The following is a 15,825-nucleotide window of genomic DNA, read 5'->3' as shown; positions in this document are numbered from 1 at the left end:
GGGGGGGGGGGGGCCCCCCCCCCCCCCCCCCCCCGCCGGCCGGGCCCCCCCCCCCGCCCCCCCCCCCCCCCCGGCCCCCCCCCCGCCCGGGGCCCGGCCCCCACGACCTGTGGTCGGGCGGCCGACACTCACCATCGGTACCAGCGGCCGCTGCCGCTGCGCATCACGAAGCCGAGCAGCCACAGCACGAGGACCGCGATGGCGATGTACCAGAGCACCTCGACGGCGAAACCCGCGCCGAACAGCACGAGGATCACGAGGAGTACGAGAAGAAGGGGAACCATGGCTGCCTCCGCCATCCACGGGGCCCGGCCGGTCGGTGTCGGCACGGGGAATCGGTACCAGCGCGGCTGCCCCTTTCTCCCAGGAACATGCATGTCACGTGAGGGTGCCCGAGGAGGATCGGGGGCACGACGTCTGAGGCGCTCGTACGAGGGTGAGGAGCGCCAGTGGCCGGGGGCCGCGACACCCGAGAGGAAGTGCATCGTGCCACCCGACGGAAAGCTCGAAGGACGGAACGTCCTCCTCCTCGCGACGAACTACGGCACCGAGCGGGACGAGCTGCGGAAACCGGTGGAAGTCCTGAGTGAGAACGGCGCCCGGGTCACCGTCGCCGCAGAAGGCCGAGGCCGTACAGACCCTCGTCTCCGACCGTCACCCCGGCGACCGGGTCCCACCGGAGCTGACCCTCGCACGGGCGACCGCGGACGGGTACGACACCGTGCCGGTGTCGGGAGGTCGTCGTCGACACCTCACCTCAGGAGACCGCCCCATGACCACTTCCCGGAGGCCGGACGATCTGGGCGCCTTCTCGTTCGCGATCACCGCGTCCTCACGGACGGGCCCTGACCCCGGGGCGCGCTTCATAGCGGCGTCGTGATCAGCTCCTCGTGGTGGCGGCAGCCAGAGAGTCGACCACCTCGCTGAACCGGCCATGGCGGTGGAAGACGGCACGCTGCCGTGCGGCACCGCCGCCGTCCGTGCGGATCCGCTGCCACTGCTCGTACGCCCAGGCGGTGTCGCCTGTCAGGTCGAGGCCCGGCCGGGCCTCGGCGATCAGCGCGTCCACCAGAGCCACGGCCGACCGCTCCCGGCCGTCCGCCGGATCCAGACCCGTCCCTGTGAGGCCCTGAGCGGCCGCGAGCCGATGGGCCCGGAGCAGCCAGGAGCGGGGGACCCGGGGCGGGGGGACCGAGGCGTCGACGCGGCACAGCAGGGTGGTGGCGAGTCCGCGCACCAGGATCGCGATCAGCACCACCGTGTCGAGCTCGGCGTTGGCGTCGGCGACCCTGATCTCCAGGGTCGGCACGTGCTCCGAGGGCCGGGCGTGCCAGTACACCATGCGACGGTCGAGCAGCGTGCCGTTCCTGACGAGCCGGGCGACGAGCGCGAGGTACCGGGCCTCGTCGAGGACCGGTGTCGGTCCGACGGTCGGCCATCGCGCGTGCTCGACGGCCCGCCAACTCTGATAGCCGGTGTCGTGCCGGCGGGCGTAGGGCGAGTTCCCCGCCAGCGCCTGCAGCACGGGCAGCCACGGCCGCATGTGTTGGGCGAGAGCCAGGGAACGTTCGCGGTCGAACGTCCCGAGGTGGACGTGGCAGCCGCAGACGAGCCCGTCCTCGCGGGCGCCCCCGTTCTCCCGAGTGACCAGGGACGCGAAGTGCCGGGCCATCAGCCGGTACCGCTCGGTGTCCGTCACCGTCAGCGGCCCCTCGGGCGGCAGGACGGGAGTGCCGCAGGCGACCGGCACGCAGTGCGCCTCGCGGGCGGCCGCGCCCACCTCCGCCCGGAGCCGGGCAAGCTCGTCGTGGAGGTCCCCGCGACTCGCCGTGGCCCGGGTGCAGATCTCGATCTGCGCGTTGAAGAACTCGGTCTGCACCTGATCGCCGAGTCTGCGGCCCGCGCGCCGGATGACCTGCGGGGCGCGGTTGACCGGGGCCCGTGTCGTCAGGTCGACCAGGACGAATTCTTCCTCGACCCCCATGGTCAGGATCTCCATCACCGACTCCTCGCGTCGGCGCGCGTCTACCCGCCCCTCGTCCCTCCATGCCGGGCCCGGACCGACACAGGTCGGCCACGGTCCGATCTCCCGGCCGCGACCGCGAGCGGCGCCGTCGAGGGAAGCCGCATACGGCAACCCGCCGTGGGCAGTCGCGGGTGAGGACCGGTCGGAGAGAGCCGGTTCCCACAGCGCCCCGACGAGGCGAAGGAGGCCTGACCATGAGCAAGGTGGAGCAGACGATCGACGTGGACGTGCCACTGAGGAGCGCGTACGACCAGTGGACGCAGTTCGAGGAGTTCCCGAGGTTCATGGAGGGGGTCGAGGACGTCCGGCAGATCGACGACCGGCACTGCCACTGGCGGACGAAGGTGGCCGGTGTCCGGCGGGAGTTCGACACCGAGATCGTCGACCAGCTTCCGGACCAGCGCATCGCGTGGCGCACGACGGGAGGCGACGTACGGCAGAAAGGCGTCGTCAGCTTCCAGCCCCTGGACGAGGGACACACCCGGGTGCGGCTCGCGATGGACGTGGAGCCCGACGGCATGGCTCAGAAGGCCGCCGACATGATGGGGATGCTCGACCGCAGGGTCAAGGGAGACCTCAAGCGCTTCAAGGGATACATCGAGGACCGTGCGGACGCGACCGGTGGCTGGCGCGGCCGGATCCGCCCCGAAGACGCCGACGCGGCCTCGGGCACGCCCATGGGGAGCCCCGACAAGGGGCCCGACACGATGAGGGAGGCGCCGGGGCCGGTGGAGACGCCGGGACCGAGGGGCCCGGCCCGGGGGACCCGGCCGTGGTCCCTCCCGCCCGACGACGACCCGGACATGCGCTGACCGACTTCTCCTCGTGCCCGGGCCCGGTGGCCGGCCCCGGAGCCGGCCACTCGCCGCATCCCGCCCGTTTCGGACACCCGTGACACGGCAAGTCGCCGGTCATGACGCGCATCGGGTACACCATGGTGAGCGAGCAGGCGGGCCCACGTGAGCTGGTCGGGTACGTGGTCGAGGCGGAGCAGGCCGGATTCGACTTCTCCGTGATCTCGGACCACTGCTCCCCCTCGCTCACGTCCCAGGGGCGCGCCCCGCACGCGTGGAGCGTGCTGAGCGTGGCGGTACAACACACCTCCCGGGCGGCGCGGGGCAGCCCCGGACGGGGCAACTGCCCTTCTGCCAGACGCCGTTCTCCGCTGGGCGCCGACGACCCCGCCCCCGTCGCGGCCGTCGGCGACTCCGTGCGCGTTCCCCGCTGGGCGGAGACGATCCCGCTCCCCGCCCTCCGTGACCTCTAGGAGCCCGGACATGGACCGCGCCGCACTCTTCGACATCGACGGAACGCTCGTCGACACCAACCACCTGCACGTCGTCGCCTGGTGGGAGGCCTTCCGGCAGGGCGGCCACCAGGTGCCGACCCACGCCGTGCACCGCGCCCTGGGCCTGCCGGGGGAGCGGCTCATCGACCAGCTGCTCGGCCCGTCCCGCGACCGGTCGGAGGACGCCCGCCTCAGCGCCGCGCACGACACGCTCTACGGCACCTTCTTCCCACGCCTGCAGGCCTTCGACAGGGCCGGTGAGCTGCTGCGGACGCTCGCGGGCGACGGCTGGAAGATCGTCCTGGTCACCTCGGCCAAGGACCGTGAGCTGACCGCTCTGCTCCGGGCCCTGGACGCCGACGACGCCCTCACGGACACCGCCACCGCCGACGACGTGGAGGAGGGCAAGCCGGCCCCCGACCCGCTCCGACACGCCCTGTCGCTCGTCGGCGTGCCCGAGGACCGGGCCGTGTTCGTCGGCGACAGCGTCTGGGACATGAAGGCCGCACACCGCGCCCACGTGGCGTCCGCCGGGCTGCTGTCCGGAGGCATCCCGCGTGCCGACCTCACCGAGGCGGGCGCGGCGGCCGTGTTCGACGACCCTGCCGACCTCCTCGCCCGTCTGCGCACCAGCCCGTTCACGCGTCCGACCTGAGCGGACGTTTGCCGAAGTGGCCTTCGGGCACCCGCACCTCCCAGGCGGGGCCCGTTGAGCTCAGGAGGACGTCATGACCGCGACGAGACGCCTGACGGAGGCCGAGTGGCGCATCGTGGAGGAGGAGACGGCCCGCCGGCCACCCGCGCCCCGGCCACCGGAAGGCGCCCGGGAGCGGGCCAACAGACGCCGGCAGGAGGTCCTCCAGGAGACACGGGGCGCCCAGACCGGTGTGCAGATCCTGTTCGGCTTCCTGCTGAGCCTCGCCTTCACCGTCCGCTTCCGTGAGCTCGGTGGCTTCGACCGCGGCCTGTACGTCGTCACCGTCGTCCTCGCGGCTTCCTCGACGGCCGCCCTGATCGCGCCCGTCTCCCCGCACCGCTGTCTCTCCGGGCTGCGGCTGAAGGAAGAGGTCGTGATCGCCGCCGGACGGCTCATGGTCTGCGGCATGGTGCTGCTCTCGCTGACCGTCGCCTGCACGCTCCTGCTCATCCTGAACGTGGTTCTCGGAGGGGTGCCGGCCGCCGGCATCGTCGGCGGGGTGATGCTGTGGTCCGCCCTCTGCTGGTACGTCACCCCCTACCGTCTGCGGCGCAGGGCGCTGGCCCGGATCCGGGACGGAGACACACGATGAACGGCGACGGGAACGAGTACCGGATCGCCCGCTTCAGGGACCGGCTCGCCCGAGAGGACGTGGCCGAACTCGGCGTGCGCGTCGAGGTCCGCGGCGAGGCGATCCTCCTCACCGGCACCCTTCCCACGACCGGCCGCCGTGACGAGATCCTCCGGCTCGCCGACGCGGAGCTGGCCGGCGTCCCGGTCCGTGCGGACCTCCTGGTGGCCTGCGCCGATCCTCCCGACCGGCCCGAGGAGCTGTCGTGACCTACCCCGGCGAGCGGAACGGGTCCGTCGTCCGGGTCGCGGCCGTCGGCGACATCCACCTGAGCGCAGACTGCCGGGGTCTGCTGCGTCCGTCCTTCGAGACGCTGCCGCTCTGCGCGGACCTCCTCCTCCTCGCCGGCGACCTCACCCGGCACGGCACGGTCCCCGAGGCGGAGGTGGTCGCGGGGGAGGTGCGCGACCTCGGCGTCCCCGTGGTCGCCGTGCTCGGCAACCACGACTACCACTCCGAGCAGGAGGCCGACGTCACCCGCGTCCTCGCCGAGGTCGGGGTCACGGTCCTGGAGGGGGACCACGTGATTCTTCCGGTGGCCGGCGGCAAGGTCGGGGTCGCCGGGGCGAAGGGCTTCTGCGGGGGCTTCGCGGGCCGCAGCGCGGGGGAGTTCGGCGAGCGCGAGATGAAGGAGTTCGTCCGCGCCGCCCACCGCGCCGCCGAGGGACTTCGCCGGGCCCTGATCGAGGTGTCCGCCGACGGCTGCGGCGTCAGGATCGCGCTGACGCACTTCGCGCCCGTGCCCGACACGCTCGCCGGCGAACCGGTCGAGCTCTACCCCTTCCTGGGCAGCTACCTCCTCGCGGAGGCCATCGACGAGGCGGGCGCCGACCTCGCGGTGCACGGCCACGCCCACCTCGGCACCGAACACGGCATGACGGCCGGCGGGGTCCGCGTCCGCAACGTCGCCCAGCCCGTCATCGGCAGGGCCTTCGCCCTCTACCACCTCCCGCCCGCCGCGTGGACGCACGATGCGGGGCCGGCACCGGACCGGACGTAGGAGACCACCGTGGCGGTCCTCGAACCCGGTGCCGTTCCGCGGCCACCCGTCCCGTACCGGAGGTATCGACCATGACCGGCCTCGACGGCTTCACCGACGTACTCGACTACCCGATGTTCGTGGTCACGGCGGCGGCCGACGGCGAGCGGGGCGGCTGTCTCGTGGGCTTCGCTTCGCAGTGCTCGATCGACCCGCCGCGCTTCATGGCGTGGGTGTCCACCGCCAACCGCACGTACCGCGTCGCGCGCCGTGCCTCCCACCTCGCCGTCCACGCCCTCGGCCGCGAACAGAAGCCGGTCGCCGCGCTGTTCGGAGGCCGGACCGGGGACGACACCGACAAGTTCGACCAGGTGGCCTGGCGGCCGGGGGACGGCGGAGCGCCGGTCCTGGAGGACTGTTGTGCCTGGTTCGTGGGGCGGGTCGAAGGCCGCGTCGACGGCGGTGACCACGTCGGTTTCCTGCTCGCACCCGTCACCCACAGCCCGCCCGGCCCGGTCCGCCCGCCGCTGCTCCGGTTCGGCGACGTCGTGGACCTCTCACCCGGCCACCCGGCCTGACACCGTCGCGGCTCGTGCCGCGGCTGCGGGACTGGGAGGTGGAGTACGTCTTCGCCCATCCCGCGCGAAGTCCGCCCACCCCGACCGGTCGGCATCGCGATCGTCGGCGACGGTGCCATGCAGATGAGCGGCCTCGCGGAACGATCACCGCCGCCAAGTACCACCGGGAATGGTCCGATCCGCGCCTCGTCGTCGCGGTGCTCGACGACCAGGCCCTCAACCAGGTGACTGGGAGATGCGCGCCATGCAGGGAGCCCCTCAGTTCGAGCCCTCGCAGGGCCTGCCCGACGTGCGCCACGCCGACATCGCGCAGCTGCTGGGTCCGCACGGCGTGAGGGTGGAGCGCCCGGAGGACGTGGCGGCGGCGTGGCGTCAGGCCCTGGCTGCGGACCGGCCGTTCGTCATCGATTTCCGCACGGATCCGGCGGTGCCCCCGATCCCTCCGCACGCCGACTGGGACCAGCTCAAGGCCGCGGCCTCCTCGGTGTTGAAGGGCGACAGCGTCCGGGCGTCCGTCGTCCGGCAGGGCCTGATGGCGAAGAACCAGGAGTTCCTGCCCGGCGGATGGAGCTGAGCGGTGACCACCGGTCGGCGCGTCGACCTCGTCGCCCTGGAGCGGGTACTGCGGGGTGAGGTGGACGGTGAGGTGCGCTTCGATCCGGGGAGCCGAGCAGCCTACGCGACCGACGGTCCGACTACCGTCAGGTCCCGCTCGGTGTGGTCGTGCCGCGCGCGGTGGAGGCCGGGGCCGCAGCGGTCGCCGTGCGCGCCCGGTTCGACGCGCCGGTCCTGTCGCGCGGGGGCGGGACCAGCCTCGGGGGCAGTGCACCAACGAGGCGGTGGTCCTCGACCGGACGAAGTACTGCGACCGCCTGGTGTCCGTGGATCCGGAGGCCCGGACCTGTGTGGTGGAGCCGGGCATCGTCCTGGACGAACTGAACAGGCAACTCGCCCCGCACCGGCTGAGGTTCGGACCGAAGCCGCCCGCGCACAGTCACTGCTCACTGGGCGGGATGATCGGCAACCCTGCGCGCGGTGCGCACCTACCTCGGCCAGAGACCACTACGTCTACCAGTTCCTTCACGACCAGCGGCCGCTGGAGGACGCCGAAGGCGCGTTCCTGCTGCGTGGCAACCTTCCGCAGACCTTCGTTTACGCGCTGATGCTCGAGGCGGCCGCCCGGCTTGCGAGGTGATTCCCGCGAGCGGGCGGGGGTAGCCGCACCGACGAGCAGAGGGGGACGACGAGAGGAGCGGAACCGCGATGACGGAGTACGGCTACTTCCTGTCGTGTGAGGAGTTCACCCCGGACGAGCTGATCGACCAGGCTCGCCGGGCCCGGCAGGCCGGGTTCACGAGACTGGCCATCTCCGACCACTTCCACCCCTGGAACGACGCCCAGGGCAACAGCGCTTTCGTGTGGTCGATGATCGGCGCGCTGTCCCGGGCGGTGGACCTGCCCGTCACCACGCTGGTGACCTGTCCGACGGTGCGCCTCCACCCCGCAGTCACCGCGCAGGCGGCCGCCACGTCCAGCGTCCTCCTCGGCGAGCGCTTCGCCCTGGGCGTGGGGACCGGAGAGGCGCTGAACGAGCACATACACGGCGATGCGTGGCCGTCCTTCGACCAGCGGGCCGAGATGCTCGAGGAGGCCGTCGAGGTGATGCGCAAGCTGTTCACCGGCGATCTCGTCAGCCATCGCGGCAGGTACTACACCGTCGACAACGCCCGCCTCTACACCGCTCCCGAAGGCCCTCTCCCGGTCTACGTGTCCGCGTTCGGCCCGAAGGCCGCAGAGCTGGCAGGCCGGATCGGCGACGGCTTCGTCACCATGACACCCGACTCCGACCTGGTGAGTGCCTTCCGGGAGAGCGGCGGTGCGGGCAAGAAGGTGGTGGGCGGGGTGAAGGTGTGCTGGAGCGGCGACCGGGACAAAGCCGTCCACCTGGTCCACCGGCTGTGGCCGACCGAGCTGCTGCCGGGGGAGCTCGCCCAGCTCCTCCCCACGCCGGCCCATTTCGAGCAGGCGAGCGAGCTCGTCACGCTGGAGGCGGTCGCCGACGCGGTGACCTGCGGAGACGACGTCGACGAGCACGTGGAGACCCTGAGTGCCTACGCGCGGGCCGGGTTCGACGAGGTCTACGCCGGCCAGATCGGTCCCGACCAGGAGATCTTCTTCGACTCCTACCAGGAGCTCGTCCTGCCCGCTCTGCGGCGCTGAGTCCGCTTCCCCTCCCGCACGGCCACGGCCGTTTGCGACACGAGATCGCGGAAAGCAGGACGGATATGGACGAAGAGGGAACCGTGCCACGAACCATCGTGATCAGCGGAGCCAGCGGCGGCATCGGGCGTGCCTGCGCGGTGATGCTCGCCGCCCGCGGTGACCGGCTGGCACTGATCGCCCGGGGGAGGGCCGGTCTCGACGGCGCGCTGCGCGACGCCGAGCGGGCGGGCGCCGCCGAGGTGATCACCATCCAGGCGGACATCGCCGACGCGCGGGCCGTGGAGCAGGCAGCCGAGCGGGTGGAGGAGGAGCCCGGTCCGATCGACGTATGGGTCGACGACGCGTTCGCCTCGGTCTTCGCGCCTTTCACCGAGATCAGCGCGGAGGAGTTTCTCCGCGTCACCGAGGTCAGCTACCTCGGTGACGTCTACGCCACCCGCGCCGCCCTCCAACGGATGCTGCCGCGCGACGCGGGCGTGATCGTGCAGGTCGGATCGGCGATCGCCTACCGGGAGATACCGCTGCAGACCGCATACAGCGGCGCCAAGCACGCCATCCAGGGCTGGCACGAGGCCCTGCGCTGCGAACTGCTGGCCTCCGGCACCCGAGTGCGCACCACGATGGTCCAGATGCCCGCGGTGAACACCCCGCGGTTCGACTGGGTCCGCTCGCGCCTCTCGGAAGGGGCGCAGCCGGTACCGCCGATCTACCGGCCCGAGGTCGCCGCCCGCGCCGTGCTGTACGCGGCCGACCACCCCCGGCGTCGCGAGTACTGGGTCGGTGGCAGCACCGTGGCCGCCCTGCTGGCGAACGCCGTCGTGCCCGGGCTGTTGGACCGCTACCTCGCCCGGACCGGGTTCGACGCCCAGCAGGACGGGCGGCGGCGCTCTCCCGGGGACCCGGACGACCTGTTCGCCCCGGCCGACGCGGACGAGGACTTCGGCGCGCACGGCCGCTTCGACGAGCGGGCTCGCCGACGCAGCCGCCAGCAGCAGGCCACGCACGCTTTCGGCGCCCTCGCCGGACGGTTGGCAGCGGTCCTGCCCGCCCCCCCGCGGCGGCTGTGCGTCGCGGAGGCGGGGGGACACGAGCCGCGCGACCGTACTCCAGGAAGGTGTGACCATGACCCGAGGATCGACTCTCGAACCGCAGCGGTGGTACCGCCACGGGGAGCGGGTCCCGCTGACCGCGGGCACCGTGCCCGTGCCGCCCGACCCCGACACCGTGCCGGTGCCCCCGCCCGCACCGCCCCGACCCCCGGGCCCACCGGATCCGGGCGTGCCTCCGGCGCCGCCCGGAAGGCCCGAGCCCGTGCCGCCGGATCCCGAGCCCCCGAATCCAGGGGCGCCGGTCCCCGGGGAGCCCGGTTCGCCTGAGTCACCCGACTGACAGTCCGCGGCGCCGCCGGGCCGCGCGGGTGTGGTCTGGGAGTGCTGGTGGCCGTCATGGTCACGGAACCGGCCGGTGGGAAGGCGCGGTGCGTACGCCTGCGGTCCGGCGCGGGGGCAGGGTGGGCCGGTACGCTGCTCGCCGCGTCGCCGGACACCTGCGTGATCGACGTACCCCGGGACGACGAGGTCCTCGTGCACGCCCTGCGCTCCCGGTAGCGGTCGAACGGGCCGTCAACCCCGTGGCCGTGACCTCACCCCGCAGATCCGCAGCCGGCGCCGGCCGGCGGAGACGGAACGCGAATCGGACCGGCTCCGCCGCGAGGCCCAGGCCGAACACCGCGTCGCGGATGCCCACGACGACGCCCGCATGCTCGCGATCCGTGGGGACCGACGGGGCGGCGCCGTGGCGGGCGGGAGCATCGACCTGGCGGCCGCGGGCATACGCATGACCTGGGACCTCCGAGGGAGTCGGCAGGGTGGAACGCGCCCGGAGTCGTACAGGAGCATCGATGCGCACCGTAGGGGTCGAAGAGGAACTGCTGCTCGTCAGCGCCACGACGGGCGAGCCGCTCGCGGTGTCGTCCGCTGTGCTCGCCGCAGCGGCGGCAGGGGGCGGCGAGGAGGCGGACGGCGTCTTCGAGAAGGAGCTGCAGCAGGAGCAGGTGGAGTTCGCCACCAGGCCCCTGAGCGACATGCGCGAACTGCGCGCGGAGATCGTCCGGTGGCGCGCCGAGGCGGCACGCCACGCGAAGGGGGCCGGCGCCCGCGTCGCGGCCCTGGCGACCTCGCCGCTGCCGGTGGAACCGTCGCGCAACCTCGGCCGCCGGTACCGCTGGATGGCGGAGCAGTTCGCCCTCACCACGCAGGAGCAGCTGACCTGCGGGTGCCACGTCCACGTCGCCGTGGAGTCCGACGAGGAGGGGGTCGCCGTCCTGGACCGGATCCGGCCCTGGCTCCCCCTCCTGAGCGCGATCAGCGGCAACTCGCCGTTCTGGGACGGCCAGGACAGCGGCTACAGCAGCTACCGCAGCCGGGTCTGGAATCGCCTGCCGTCCGCCGGGCCGTACGAGCCCTTCGGCAGCGCCGAGAACTACCACGAGTGCGTGCGCGACATGCTGGCGACCGGGGTGCTGCGCGACAAGGGCATGATCTACTTCGACGCCCGGCTCTCCCACAACTACCCGACCGTGGAGATCCGCGTCGCCGACGTGTGCCTGGAGCCGGACACCACCGTGCTGGTGGCGACCCTGGCCCGGGGTCTCGTCGAGACCGCCGCGCGTGCCTGGCGCGCCGGGGAGCCGCTCGCCCGGATCCCGGTGGGACTGCTGCGGCTCGCGTCGTGGCGTGCCGCGCGCTCCGGACTCCAGGGACCGCTCCTCGACCCCCGCACGATGAACGAGACGCCGGCCGAGGTCGCCCTCGACGCCCTGCTGGAGCACACGGACGCGGCTCTCGGCGCCACCGGCGACCGGGCCGGGGCCCATCGCGCCGTGGCTGCCCTGAAGGAGCGGGGCGGCGGTGCCCGGCGTCAGCGCGACCTCCGCGACAACGGCTGCGATCTCGCGGAGGTCGTACGGGAGTGTGCCCGGATCACCGTCGGCGAGGACATGTGACGCGACCGTCTGCGGCACGCCGGGGCCTCCGCCGGGTGTGGACGGAGGCGAGCCGGGGACGCGGTCGGCACAGGAACGGTCTCATCGAGCTCCTCGCAGATCGTGTGCATGAAGCGGCGGACCACGGGCATCCGCCGAACGAACGTCGCCGTCCGGCCTTCCCCCCTCCGGATGGCGGCGTTCCCGGCTTGCTCAGCCTGGATGCCGCCATCCGGAGGGGGGAAGGGGGAGGCCGGTCGGGTGACGCCCCGCCGCGCCGGGGTGTCATACGCCTACCGGGCTCCGCCGTCCAGGGCCCCCACCAGGGGCGGGGTGGCCAGTCCGATGCCTTCGCGGAGGCCTTCGAGGAAGGCCGTGACCGCCTCCGAGGCCGTGTGGGTGGGAACCCAGCCGAGTTCCTCGCGAGCCCGGCCCGCGTCGAGGAGCGGCAGCCGCAGGACGGCGTCCAGCAGCCCAGGCGCGGCGGGGACCAGATGCAGTTGCCAGGCCGCGGCCAGGGCGGCGCGGACCGCCGGGGCGGGCAGTGGCACGGCGCGGGCGTCCAGCAGCCGCGCCACGGCCGCGGTGTCCAGAACGGGGTCCGCGACCAGGTTGAAGGGACCGCGGACGGGGCGCACCACGGCCCGCCGGTATGCGTCGGCCGCGTCGTCGGTGTGCAGGGCCTGGAAGCGGAGCCCCGTGACTGCGGGCAGCACCGGGAGCAGGCCGGGCCGGACGAGCCGCCCGGGCAGCAGCGGGCCCGCGAAGATGCGGCGCTGCTCGGACGCCGACGTGGCCTTGAAGAGGAAGCCCGGCCGCATCCGTACCACCCGCATGTCCGGGTGGGCCAGTTGGTAGCCGTCGAGGTACCGCTCCAGGTAGGCCTTCTCCCGGGTGTAGGCGGCACCGGGCCACCCGTGGGTCGGCCAGGACTCGTCGACGGGCCGGCCGTCGGAGGGGCCCGGCGAGTAGGCGCCGACCGAGGAGGCGTGCACCAGGACGTGGATCCCGGCCCGGGCACAGGCCTCGAAGACGCGGATTCCGCCCAGTACGTTGGTGCGCCAGGTCTCCACCGGGTCGTGGGTGGGCTGGAACTTCCAGGCGAGGTGCACCACGGCGTCCGCCCCCGCGAACAGCCGGTCGAGGTCGGCCCCTCCCGGTTCGATGTCCGCTGCCTCCCACCGCACCCCGCGGACGTTCAGGTCCGGTGTGCGGCGGGCGAGGCCCAGCACGTCCGTGACCGTCGGCTCCGCGGCAAGCGCGTGCACCACGCTCGTGCCCGCGTTGCCGGTCGCACCCGTCACCACGACCTTCATGACACCCACCTGACCTTGACGAACGGGCGGTGCGACCGCTGCCGGCCGGCAGCGGAAGGCCGGTGCGGCGTCGGCCGGTCGCCCGGTGCGAGGGCCATGTCCACCGCGGCCAGCCGCAGGTCCTCCAGTTGCTCGATCTGACGTTCGGCACGGTCCGCCAGGCGGTGGACCGTCCCGGCGTCGATCCGGTCGTCGCCGCGGGCGACCTCGCCCAGAGACCGCCAGAGGGCCAGCTTGCCCTCCACTCCCAGACGGAGCGCCTCCAGTTCCAGCACGTCGCTGAGGGGCGAACGGGACACCAGCCGGCCGTTGAGCTTGGCCCGGCCGACCTTCTCGGCGCACCGCATGACCAGGGCCCGGGTCCGCATCACGGGAATGTCGAGCGCGGTCATGATCCTCACCAGGCTCTCGCGGTCCTCGGCGATCTCGTCGGCCAATCCCCGTAGCCGACGTCCGGAGGGCCCCTGGCCGTGCACCCTGACGACACGGCGGACGAGTGCGTCGCCGGCAGCCGAGCCCGCGTAGTGGTCGTTGAGGTAGATGCGGAGCAGGCGATCCGGATCCGGGGAGGGGGACCGGGAACGGCCGCGGTCGGAAGACATGTCACCAACTCCCGTCGAAACGGTGGCCCGGCCGGAAGGACGGACCGTGAACGAAGTACGGGCGCGGCGCGCGCTGAGGCACCGGGCCACCAGAACCGCCGACATGACGCGGCCCCGTCGTTCGGCGCCTTCCCCGACCGGGAGCGGAAAAACGACAAGAGGGCTGTTTCCAGTCGAAACCTGGAGTGTCGACGCGCGGCCCTGCAGGCCGCCGTCGCGTCAGGGCTCGAACTCGTGGGCCCTGACTTCGCGTCACTCCACCCGGCACGGATCGCCGAGCGGCTCGTCGGCGTCCTCGAGGCCGACCCGGCGCAGGAGCTCGAGCATGCCCCTGTCGCTGTGGGTGGGGTCGAGGATGCCGCGGACGGTCACCCGGCGGCCGCCGGTCGGCGAGGGCGCTGCTCACGGCTTCAGGGCTCCTCGTCGGCCGAGGCGATCTGCCGCTCGGGCCGGCGGGCGGCTCAGTCCGTCGCGACGGGGGCGTAGGTGAAGAGATCGTCGGACCTGGTGAATTCCAGCAGTCTGATCATCTGGTGGCTAGGCGCCGCCAGGATGAAGTGGACGCCCCGCTTCAGCGCCTGCAGTCTGACGGACAGGAGCACATTGAGCCCCGAGGAGTCGCAGAAGGAGGAGTTCTGCAGGTCGACGACGATGTCCGAACCCGCGGGAGCCCTGTCCAGGGCCGCCGCAAGCGATGCGTGCAGCTCTTCCGCGTGTTCGTGGTCCATTTCGCCGCTCACGCGGACCACGCTCCGGCCGCGTTCTGTGCGCGCGGTCGGGCGGTCCGAGTGGGTGGCACCGGTGGCCATGATGCACCTCCTGTGTGCTGTCGGGCCTCTGCCCTGTGCGGGCCGCTCCATGCCTTGCCCGTCCCGTCGTTCCGGCGGGGTGGCCCGTGCGCCGGGCGGAGGTGTCCGGCCCTGGGCTAGCCGTCACCGGCTTCGGCCGTGCCGTGCGGGTCGGCGAGGAGCGCGAGGAGGCCGGCGATCTGGTGGCCGGCCTCGGCGGGGTGGCGGAAGTGGGAGCCCTGGACGATGCCGTAGTGGTTGCGGCGAGCGTCGTCCGCGCGGCTGCGCGTGAGATAGCCCGCCTCTTCGAGGTCGGCGATGATCGCCTGCACCGTGCGCTCGGTGATGCCGCAGATCGACGCGATGTCGCGGAGGCGTAGACCAGGATCGCGAGAGATCGTCAACAGGACTCGGGCGTGGCTGGTGAGGAAAGTCCACTCCGGGTGAGAGTCTCCGGTCTTCCTCATAGGGACATGGTGCACCCCGGGCATGGATCCCGGCAATCGTATGAAGCAGATTTCATGTAATTATTGACATGTAATCCCTTTTGCCAGACAATCCCTACCAAAAGGTGCCGTCCTTCTTGGAGGCGTGATGACTCACTTCTCCGATGCTCCTCGCCCCACCTCCCGTCCGGGGAACGAGAGCGATGGAGAGATCAGCATCTCCGTGAGAGCGACCCCGGGCGGCACGGCCGCCACCATCAGCGGCGAGCTCGACGTCGCCAGCGCCACCTACGTGAGAACGGCCCTCCTGCAGGCTCTGGAGGAGGGTGTCGCGGGCGGTGTGGTGACGCTTGACCTCTCCCAGGTGACGTTCTGCGACTCCACCGGTCTGAACGTCCTGCTCCGCGCCCGCCGCTGGGCCCTGGACGAACACCGCGCCCTGACCATCAACGCGGCAAGCCCTCAGATGGCCCGCCTTCTGGACATGACCGGGGCCGCCCCGCTCTTCGCGGAGAAGACCTGACAGCTCCCGGCATCAGGCCGAGAACAGACGCCCGCTGCGCGGCTCGATGCCGCGCAGCGGGCGTCGTCGTGTCAGGAACCGTGCCGTCGAGGTAGGACGTCCAGCAGTTCGAGGAGATAGAGGAAGGCCTCGCCCATGGGGGCTCCGACGACGGCCTCGCGCACCCGCTCCCACTCGATCCGCTCGCGCAGCCCCCGTGCCATCGGCAACAGGGGACCGAAGTCGCAGTGGTGCTCGGAGAGCGCGAGGAGCCGGCAGGTCATGAGGTCGGTCGGGGCGAGCACCGGCATGTGCACGGAGTCCACCGGCAGCGTCTGAGCGCGGGCGAGGAGTTCGGCCGTGACCGGCCGCCCGGCCAGGGAGAAGATCAGGTCGATCTCCTCTCCGCCCGCGCGGGCCTTCACGAGCCAGTCCTCGGGCGGCTCGACGATCTGCACACCGTGCTCCCGCAGGGACTCCGTGACGACGTCGGAGTCCTCGCGCATGAGCGCGAAGTCCGTGTCGTGCTGAAGCCGGACGGGGATCCCGTGCGCGTACGCGGCGACACTGCCGACCAGGGCGAACGGGCGCCCCGACGCCTTCAGGACGGCCCCGACCTCCTTCGTGGTCTCCAGGATCGCCTGCGTGTGGTCGGGCGGGAGAGCGGGGGACCTCGCATCGGACACACGAGCCGGCGAGGCGTACGGGGAGGGCCCCGTCCCGCCTGTCGGCAGGGGGACGAAGGCGCCGTCTGTGAGGTTCATGG

At 72.6% G+C, this 15,825-nt stretch carries 17 protein-coding genes and 4 pseudogenes; 14 read left to right on the top strand and 7 right to left on the bottom strand.

Annotated elements, in window-relative coordinates:
• Positions 1-128: 128 nt before the first annotated feature.
• Together ACFYX3_RS37875 and ACFYX3_RS37870 are read right to left on the bottom strand one after the other, a co-directional pair.
• On the bottom strand, positions 129-284 hold the full coding sequence (locus ACFYX3_RS37875; RefSeq protein ID WP_389023911.1) for a hydrophobic protein: 156 nt from the start codon (positions 282-284) through the stop codon (positions 129-131).
• A gap of 596 nt (positions 285-880) precedes the next feature.
• On the bottom strand, positions 881-1,999 hold the full coding sequence (locus ACFYX3_RS37870; RefSeq protein WP_389023908.1) for a YbdK family carboxylate-amine ligase: 1,119 nt from the start codon (positions 1,997-1,999) through the stop codon (positions 881-883).
• Between the two features lie 221 nt (positions 2,000-2,220).
• Between ACFYX3_RS37870 and ACFYX3_RS37865 the strand changes: the two are divergent.
• From ACFYX3_RS37865 to ACFYX3_RS37805, 13 genes and pseudogenes are all read left to right on the top strand, one after another.
• Positions 2,221-2,679, top strand: a pseudogene (locus ACFYX3_RS37865) (SRPBCC family protein); the annotation flags it as partial.
• Between the two features lie 260 nt (positions 2,680-2,939).
• Positions 2,940-3,134 (top strand): annotated as a pseudogene (locus ACFYX3_RS37860) (LLM class flavin-dependent oxidoreductase); the annotation flags it as partial.
• Positions 3,135-3,303: 169 nt separating this feature from the next.
• A complete protein-coding gene (locus ACFYX3_RS37855; RefSeq protein ID WP_389023903.1) occupies positions 3,304-3,969 on the top strand; it encodes an HAD family hydrolase in 666 nt (221 codons plus the stop codon).
• A gap of 73 nt (positions 3,970-4,042) precedes the next feature.
• Complete coding sequence (locus tag ACFYX3_RS37850; protein WP_389023900.1) at positions 4,043-4,603, top strand: DUF6328 family protein; 561 nt, start codon at positions 4,043-4,045, stop codon at positions 4,601-4,603.
• Positions 4,600-4,851: a hypothetical protein gene (locus tag ACFYX3_RS37845; protein WP_389023897.1), complete on the top strand. Its 252-nt coding sequence runs from the start codon at positions 4,600-4,602 to the stop codon at positions 4,849-4,851. Before ACFYX3_RS37850 ends, ACFYX3_RS37845 begins: the two co-directional genes overlap by 4 nt.
• Complete coding sequence (locus ACFYX3_RS37840) at positions 4,848-5,642, top strand: metallophosphoesterase (RefSeq protein WP_389023894.1); 795 nt, start codon at positions 4,848-4,850, stop codon at positions 5,640-5,642. The genes ACFYX3_RS37845 and ACFYX3_RS37840 overlap by 4 nt, the downstream gene beginning before the upstream one ends.
• A gap of 71 nt (positions 5,643-5,713) precedes the next feature.
• Positions 5,714-6,199 (top strand): flavin reductase family protein, encoded by a 486-nt coding sequence (locus ACFYX3_RS37835; RefSeq protein ID WP_376594301.1) that lies wholly within the window; start codon positions 5,714-5,716, stop codon positions 6,197-6,199.
• Positions 6,200-6,205: 6 nt separating this feature from the next.
• Positions 6,206-6,773: pseudogene (locus ACFYX3_RS37830) on the top strand (thiamine pyrophosphate-dependent enzyme); the annotation flags it as partial.
• Between the two features lie 3 nt (positions 6,774-6,776).
• Positions 6,777-7,239: pseudogene (locus ACFYX3_RS37825) on the top strand (FAD-binding oxidoreductase); the annotation flags it as partial.
• Between the two features lie 223 nt (positions 7,240-7,462).
• On the top strand, positions 7,463-8,419 hold the full coding sequence (locus ACFYX3_RS37820; protein ID WP_389023890.1) for a TIGR03557 family F420-dependent LLM class oxidoreductase: 957 nt from the start codon (positions 7,463-7,465) through the stop codon (positions 8,417-8,419).
• 83 nt (positions 8,420-8,502) lie between these two features.
• On the top strand, positions 8,503-9,798 hold the full coding sequence (locus ACFYX3_RS37815; RefSeq protein ID WP_389023887.1) for an SDR family oxidoreductase: 1,296 nt from the start codon (positions 8,503-8,505) through the stop codon (positions 9,796-9,798).
• Positions 9,799-9,867: 69 nt separating this feature from the next.
• The gene (locus ACFYX3_RS37810) at positions 9,868-10,029 is read left to right on the top strand and encodes a hypothetical protein (protein WP_389023884.1); all 162 of its coding nucleotides are present in this window, start codon (positions 9,868-9,870) and stop codon (positions 10,027-10,029) included.
• Between the two features lie 293 nt (positions 10,030-10,322).
• Positions 10,323-11,426, top strand: coding sequence for a glutamate--cysteine ligase (locus ACFYX3_RS37805; protein WP_389023881.1), 1,104 nt, complete (start codon positions 10,323-10,325; stop codon positions 11,424-11,426).
• A 272-nt stretch (positions 11,427-11,698) separates the two neighbouring features.
• Here the strand turns inward: ACFYX3_RS37805 and ACFYX3_RS37800 are convergent, their stop codons facing one another.
• The 4 genes from ACFYX3_RS37800 to ACFYX3_RS37785 form a co-directional block, all read right to left on the bottom strand.
• Positions 11,699-12,721: an NAD-dependent epimerase/dehydratase family protein gene (locus tag ACFYX3_RS37800; protein ID WP_389023878.1), complete on the bottom strand. Its 1,023-nt coding sequence runs from the start codon at positions 12,719-12,721 to the stop codon at positions 11,699-11,701.
• On the bottom strand, positions 12,718-13,323 hold the full coding sequence (locus tag ACFYX3_RS37795) for a hypothetical protein (protein WP_389023875.1): 606 nt from the start codon (positions 13,321-13,323) through the stop codon (positions 12,718-12,720). The genes ACFYX3_RS37800 and ACFYX3_RS37795 overlap by 4 nt, the downstream gene beginning before the upstream one ends.
• A 461-nt stretch (positions 13,324-13,784) precedes the next feature.
• Positions 13,785-14,132 carry an STAS domain-containing protein gene (locus ACFYX3_RS37790; protein ID WP_389023872.1) on the bottom strand — a complete coding sequence of 116 codons (348 nt, stop codon included), beginning with the start codon at positions 14,130-14,132 and terminating at the stop codon, positions 13,785-13,787.
• A 116-nt stretch (positions 14,133-14,248) separates the two neighbouring features.
• A complete protein-coding gene (locus ACFYX3_RS37785) occupies positions 14,249-14,578 on the bottom strand; it encodes a MarR family transcriptional regulator (protein WP_389023869.1) in 330 nt (109 codons plus the stop codon).
• Positions 14,579-14,780: 202 nt separating this feature from the next.
• Between ACFYX3_RS37785 and ACFYX3_RS37780 the strand changes: the two genes are divergently transcribed.
• Positions 14,781-15,080, top strand: a complete 300-nt coding sequence (locus ACFYX3_RS37780) for an STAS domain-containing protein (protein ID WP_389023866.1) — start codon at positions 14,781-14,783, stop codon at positions 15,078-15,080.
• 71 nt (positions 15,081-15,151) lie between these two features.
• Here the strand turns inward: ACFYX3_RS37780 and ACFYX3_RS37775 are convergent, their stop codons facing one another.
• Complete coding sequence (locus tag ACFYX3_RS37775; RefSeq protein WP_389023863.1) at positions 15,152-15,823, bottom strand: nucleotidyltransferase family protein; 672 nt, start codon at positions 15,821-15,823, stop codon at positions 15,152-15,154.
• Positions 15,824-15,825 lie beyond the last annotated feature (2 nt).

The sequence above is a fragment of the Streptomyces sp. NPDC002463 genome (assembly GCF_042889835.1).
Classification (GTDB): Bacteria; Actinomycetota; Actinomycetes; order Streptomycetales; family Streptomycetaceae; genus Streptomyces; species Streptomyces nymphaeiformis.
The sequence above is the reverse complement of the archived record's forward strand: the minus strand, read 5'-3'. Positions and strand labels throughout refer to the sequence as shown.

Excerpts from the sequence above, each read along its gene's own strand:
- ACFYX3_RS37875 (WP_389023911.1), bottom strand. The coding sequence starts at position 284 with ATGGTTCCCCTTCTTCTCGTACTCCTCGTGATCCTCGTGCTGTTCGGC.
- ACFYX3_RS37870 (WP_389023908.1), bottom strand. The coding sequence starts at position 1,999 with ATGGAGATCCTGACCATGGGGGTCGAGGAAGAATTCGTCCTGGTCGAC.
- ACFYX3_RS37855 (WP_389023903.1), top strand. The coding sequence starts at position 3,304 with ATGGACCGCGCCGCACTCTTCGACATCGACGGAACGCTCGTCGACACC.
- ACFYX3_RS37850 (WP_389023900.1), top strand. The coding sequence starts at position 4,043 with ATGACCGCGACGAGACGCCTGACGGAGGCCGAGTGGCGCATCGTGGAG.
- ACFYX3_RS37845 (WP_389023897.1), top strand. The coding sequence starts at position 4,600 with ATGAACGGCGACGGGAACGAGTACCGGATCGCCCGCTTCAGGGACCGG.
- ACFYX3_RS37835 (WP_376594301.1), top strand. The coding sequence starts at position 5,714 with ATGACCGGCCTCGACGGCTTCACCGACGTACTCGACTACCCGATGTTC.
- ACFYX3_RS37820 (WP_389023890.1), top strand. The coding sequence starts at position 7,463 with ATGACGGAGTACGGCTACTTCCTGTCGTGTGAGGAGTTCACCCCGGAC.
- ACFYX3_RS37810 (WP_389023884.1), top strand. The coding sequence starts at position 9,868 with ATGGTCACGGAACCGGCCGGTGGGAAGGCGCGGTGCGTACGCCTGCGG.
- ACFYX3_RS37805 (WP_389023881.1), top strand. The coding sequence starts at position 10,323 with ATGCGCACCGTAGGGGTCGAAGAGGAACTGCTGCTCGTCAGCGCCACG.
- ACFYX3_RS37800 (WP_389023878.1), bottom strand. The coding sequence starts at position 12,721 with ATGAAGGTCGTGGTGACGGGTGCGACCGGCAACGCGGGCACGAGCGTG.
- ACFYX3_RS37795 (WP_389023875.1), bottom strand. The coding sequence starts at position 13,323 with ATGTCTTCCGACCGCGGCCGTTCCCGGTCCCCCTCCCCGGATCCGGAT.
- ACFYX3_RS37790 (WP_389023872.1), bottom strand. The coding sequence starts at position 14,132 with ATGGCCACCGGTGCCACCCACTCGGACCGCCCGACCGCGCGCACAGAA.
- ACFYX3_RS37785 (WP_389023869.1), bottom strand. The coding sequence starts at position 14,578 with ATGAGGAAGACCGGAGACTCTCACCCGGAGTGGACTTTCCTCACCAGC.
- ACFYX3_RS37775 (WP_389023863.1), bottom strand. The coding sequence starts at position 15,823 with ATGAACCTCACAGACGGCGCCTTCGTCCCCCTGCCGACAGGCGGGACG.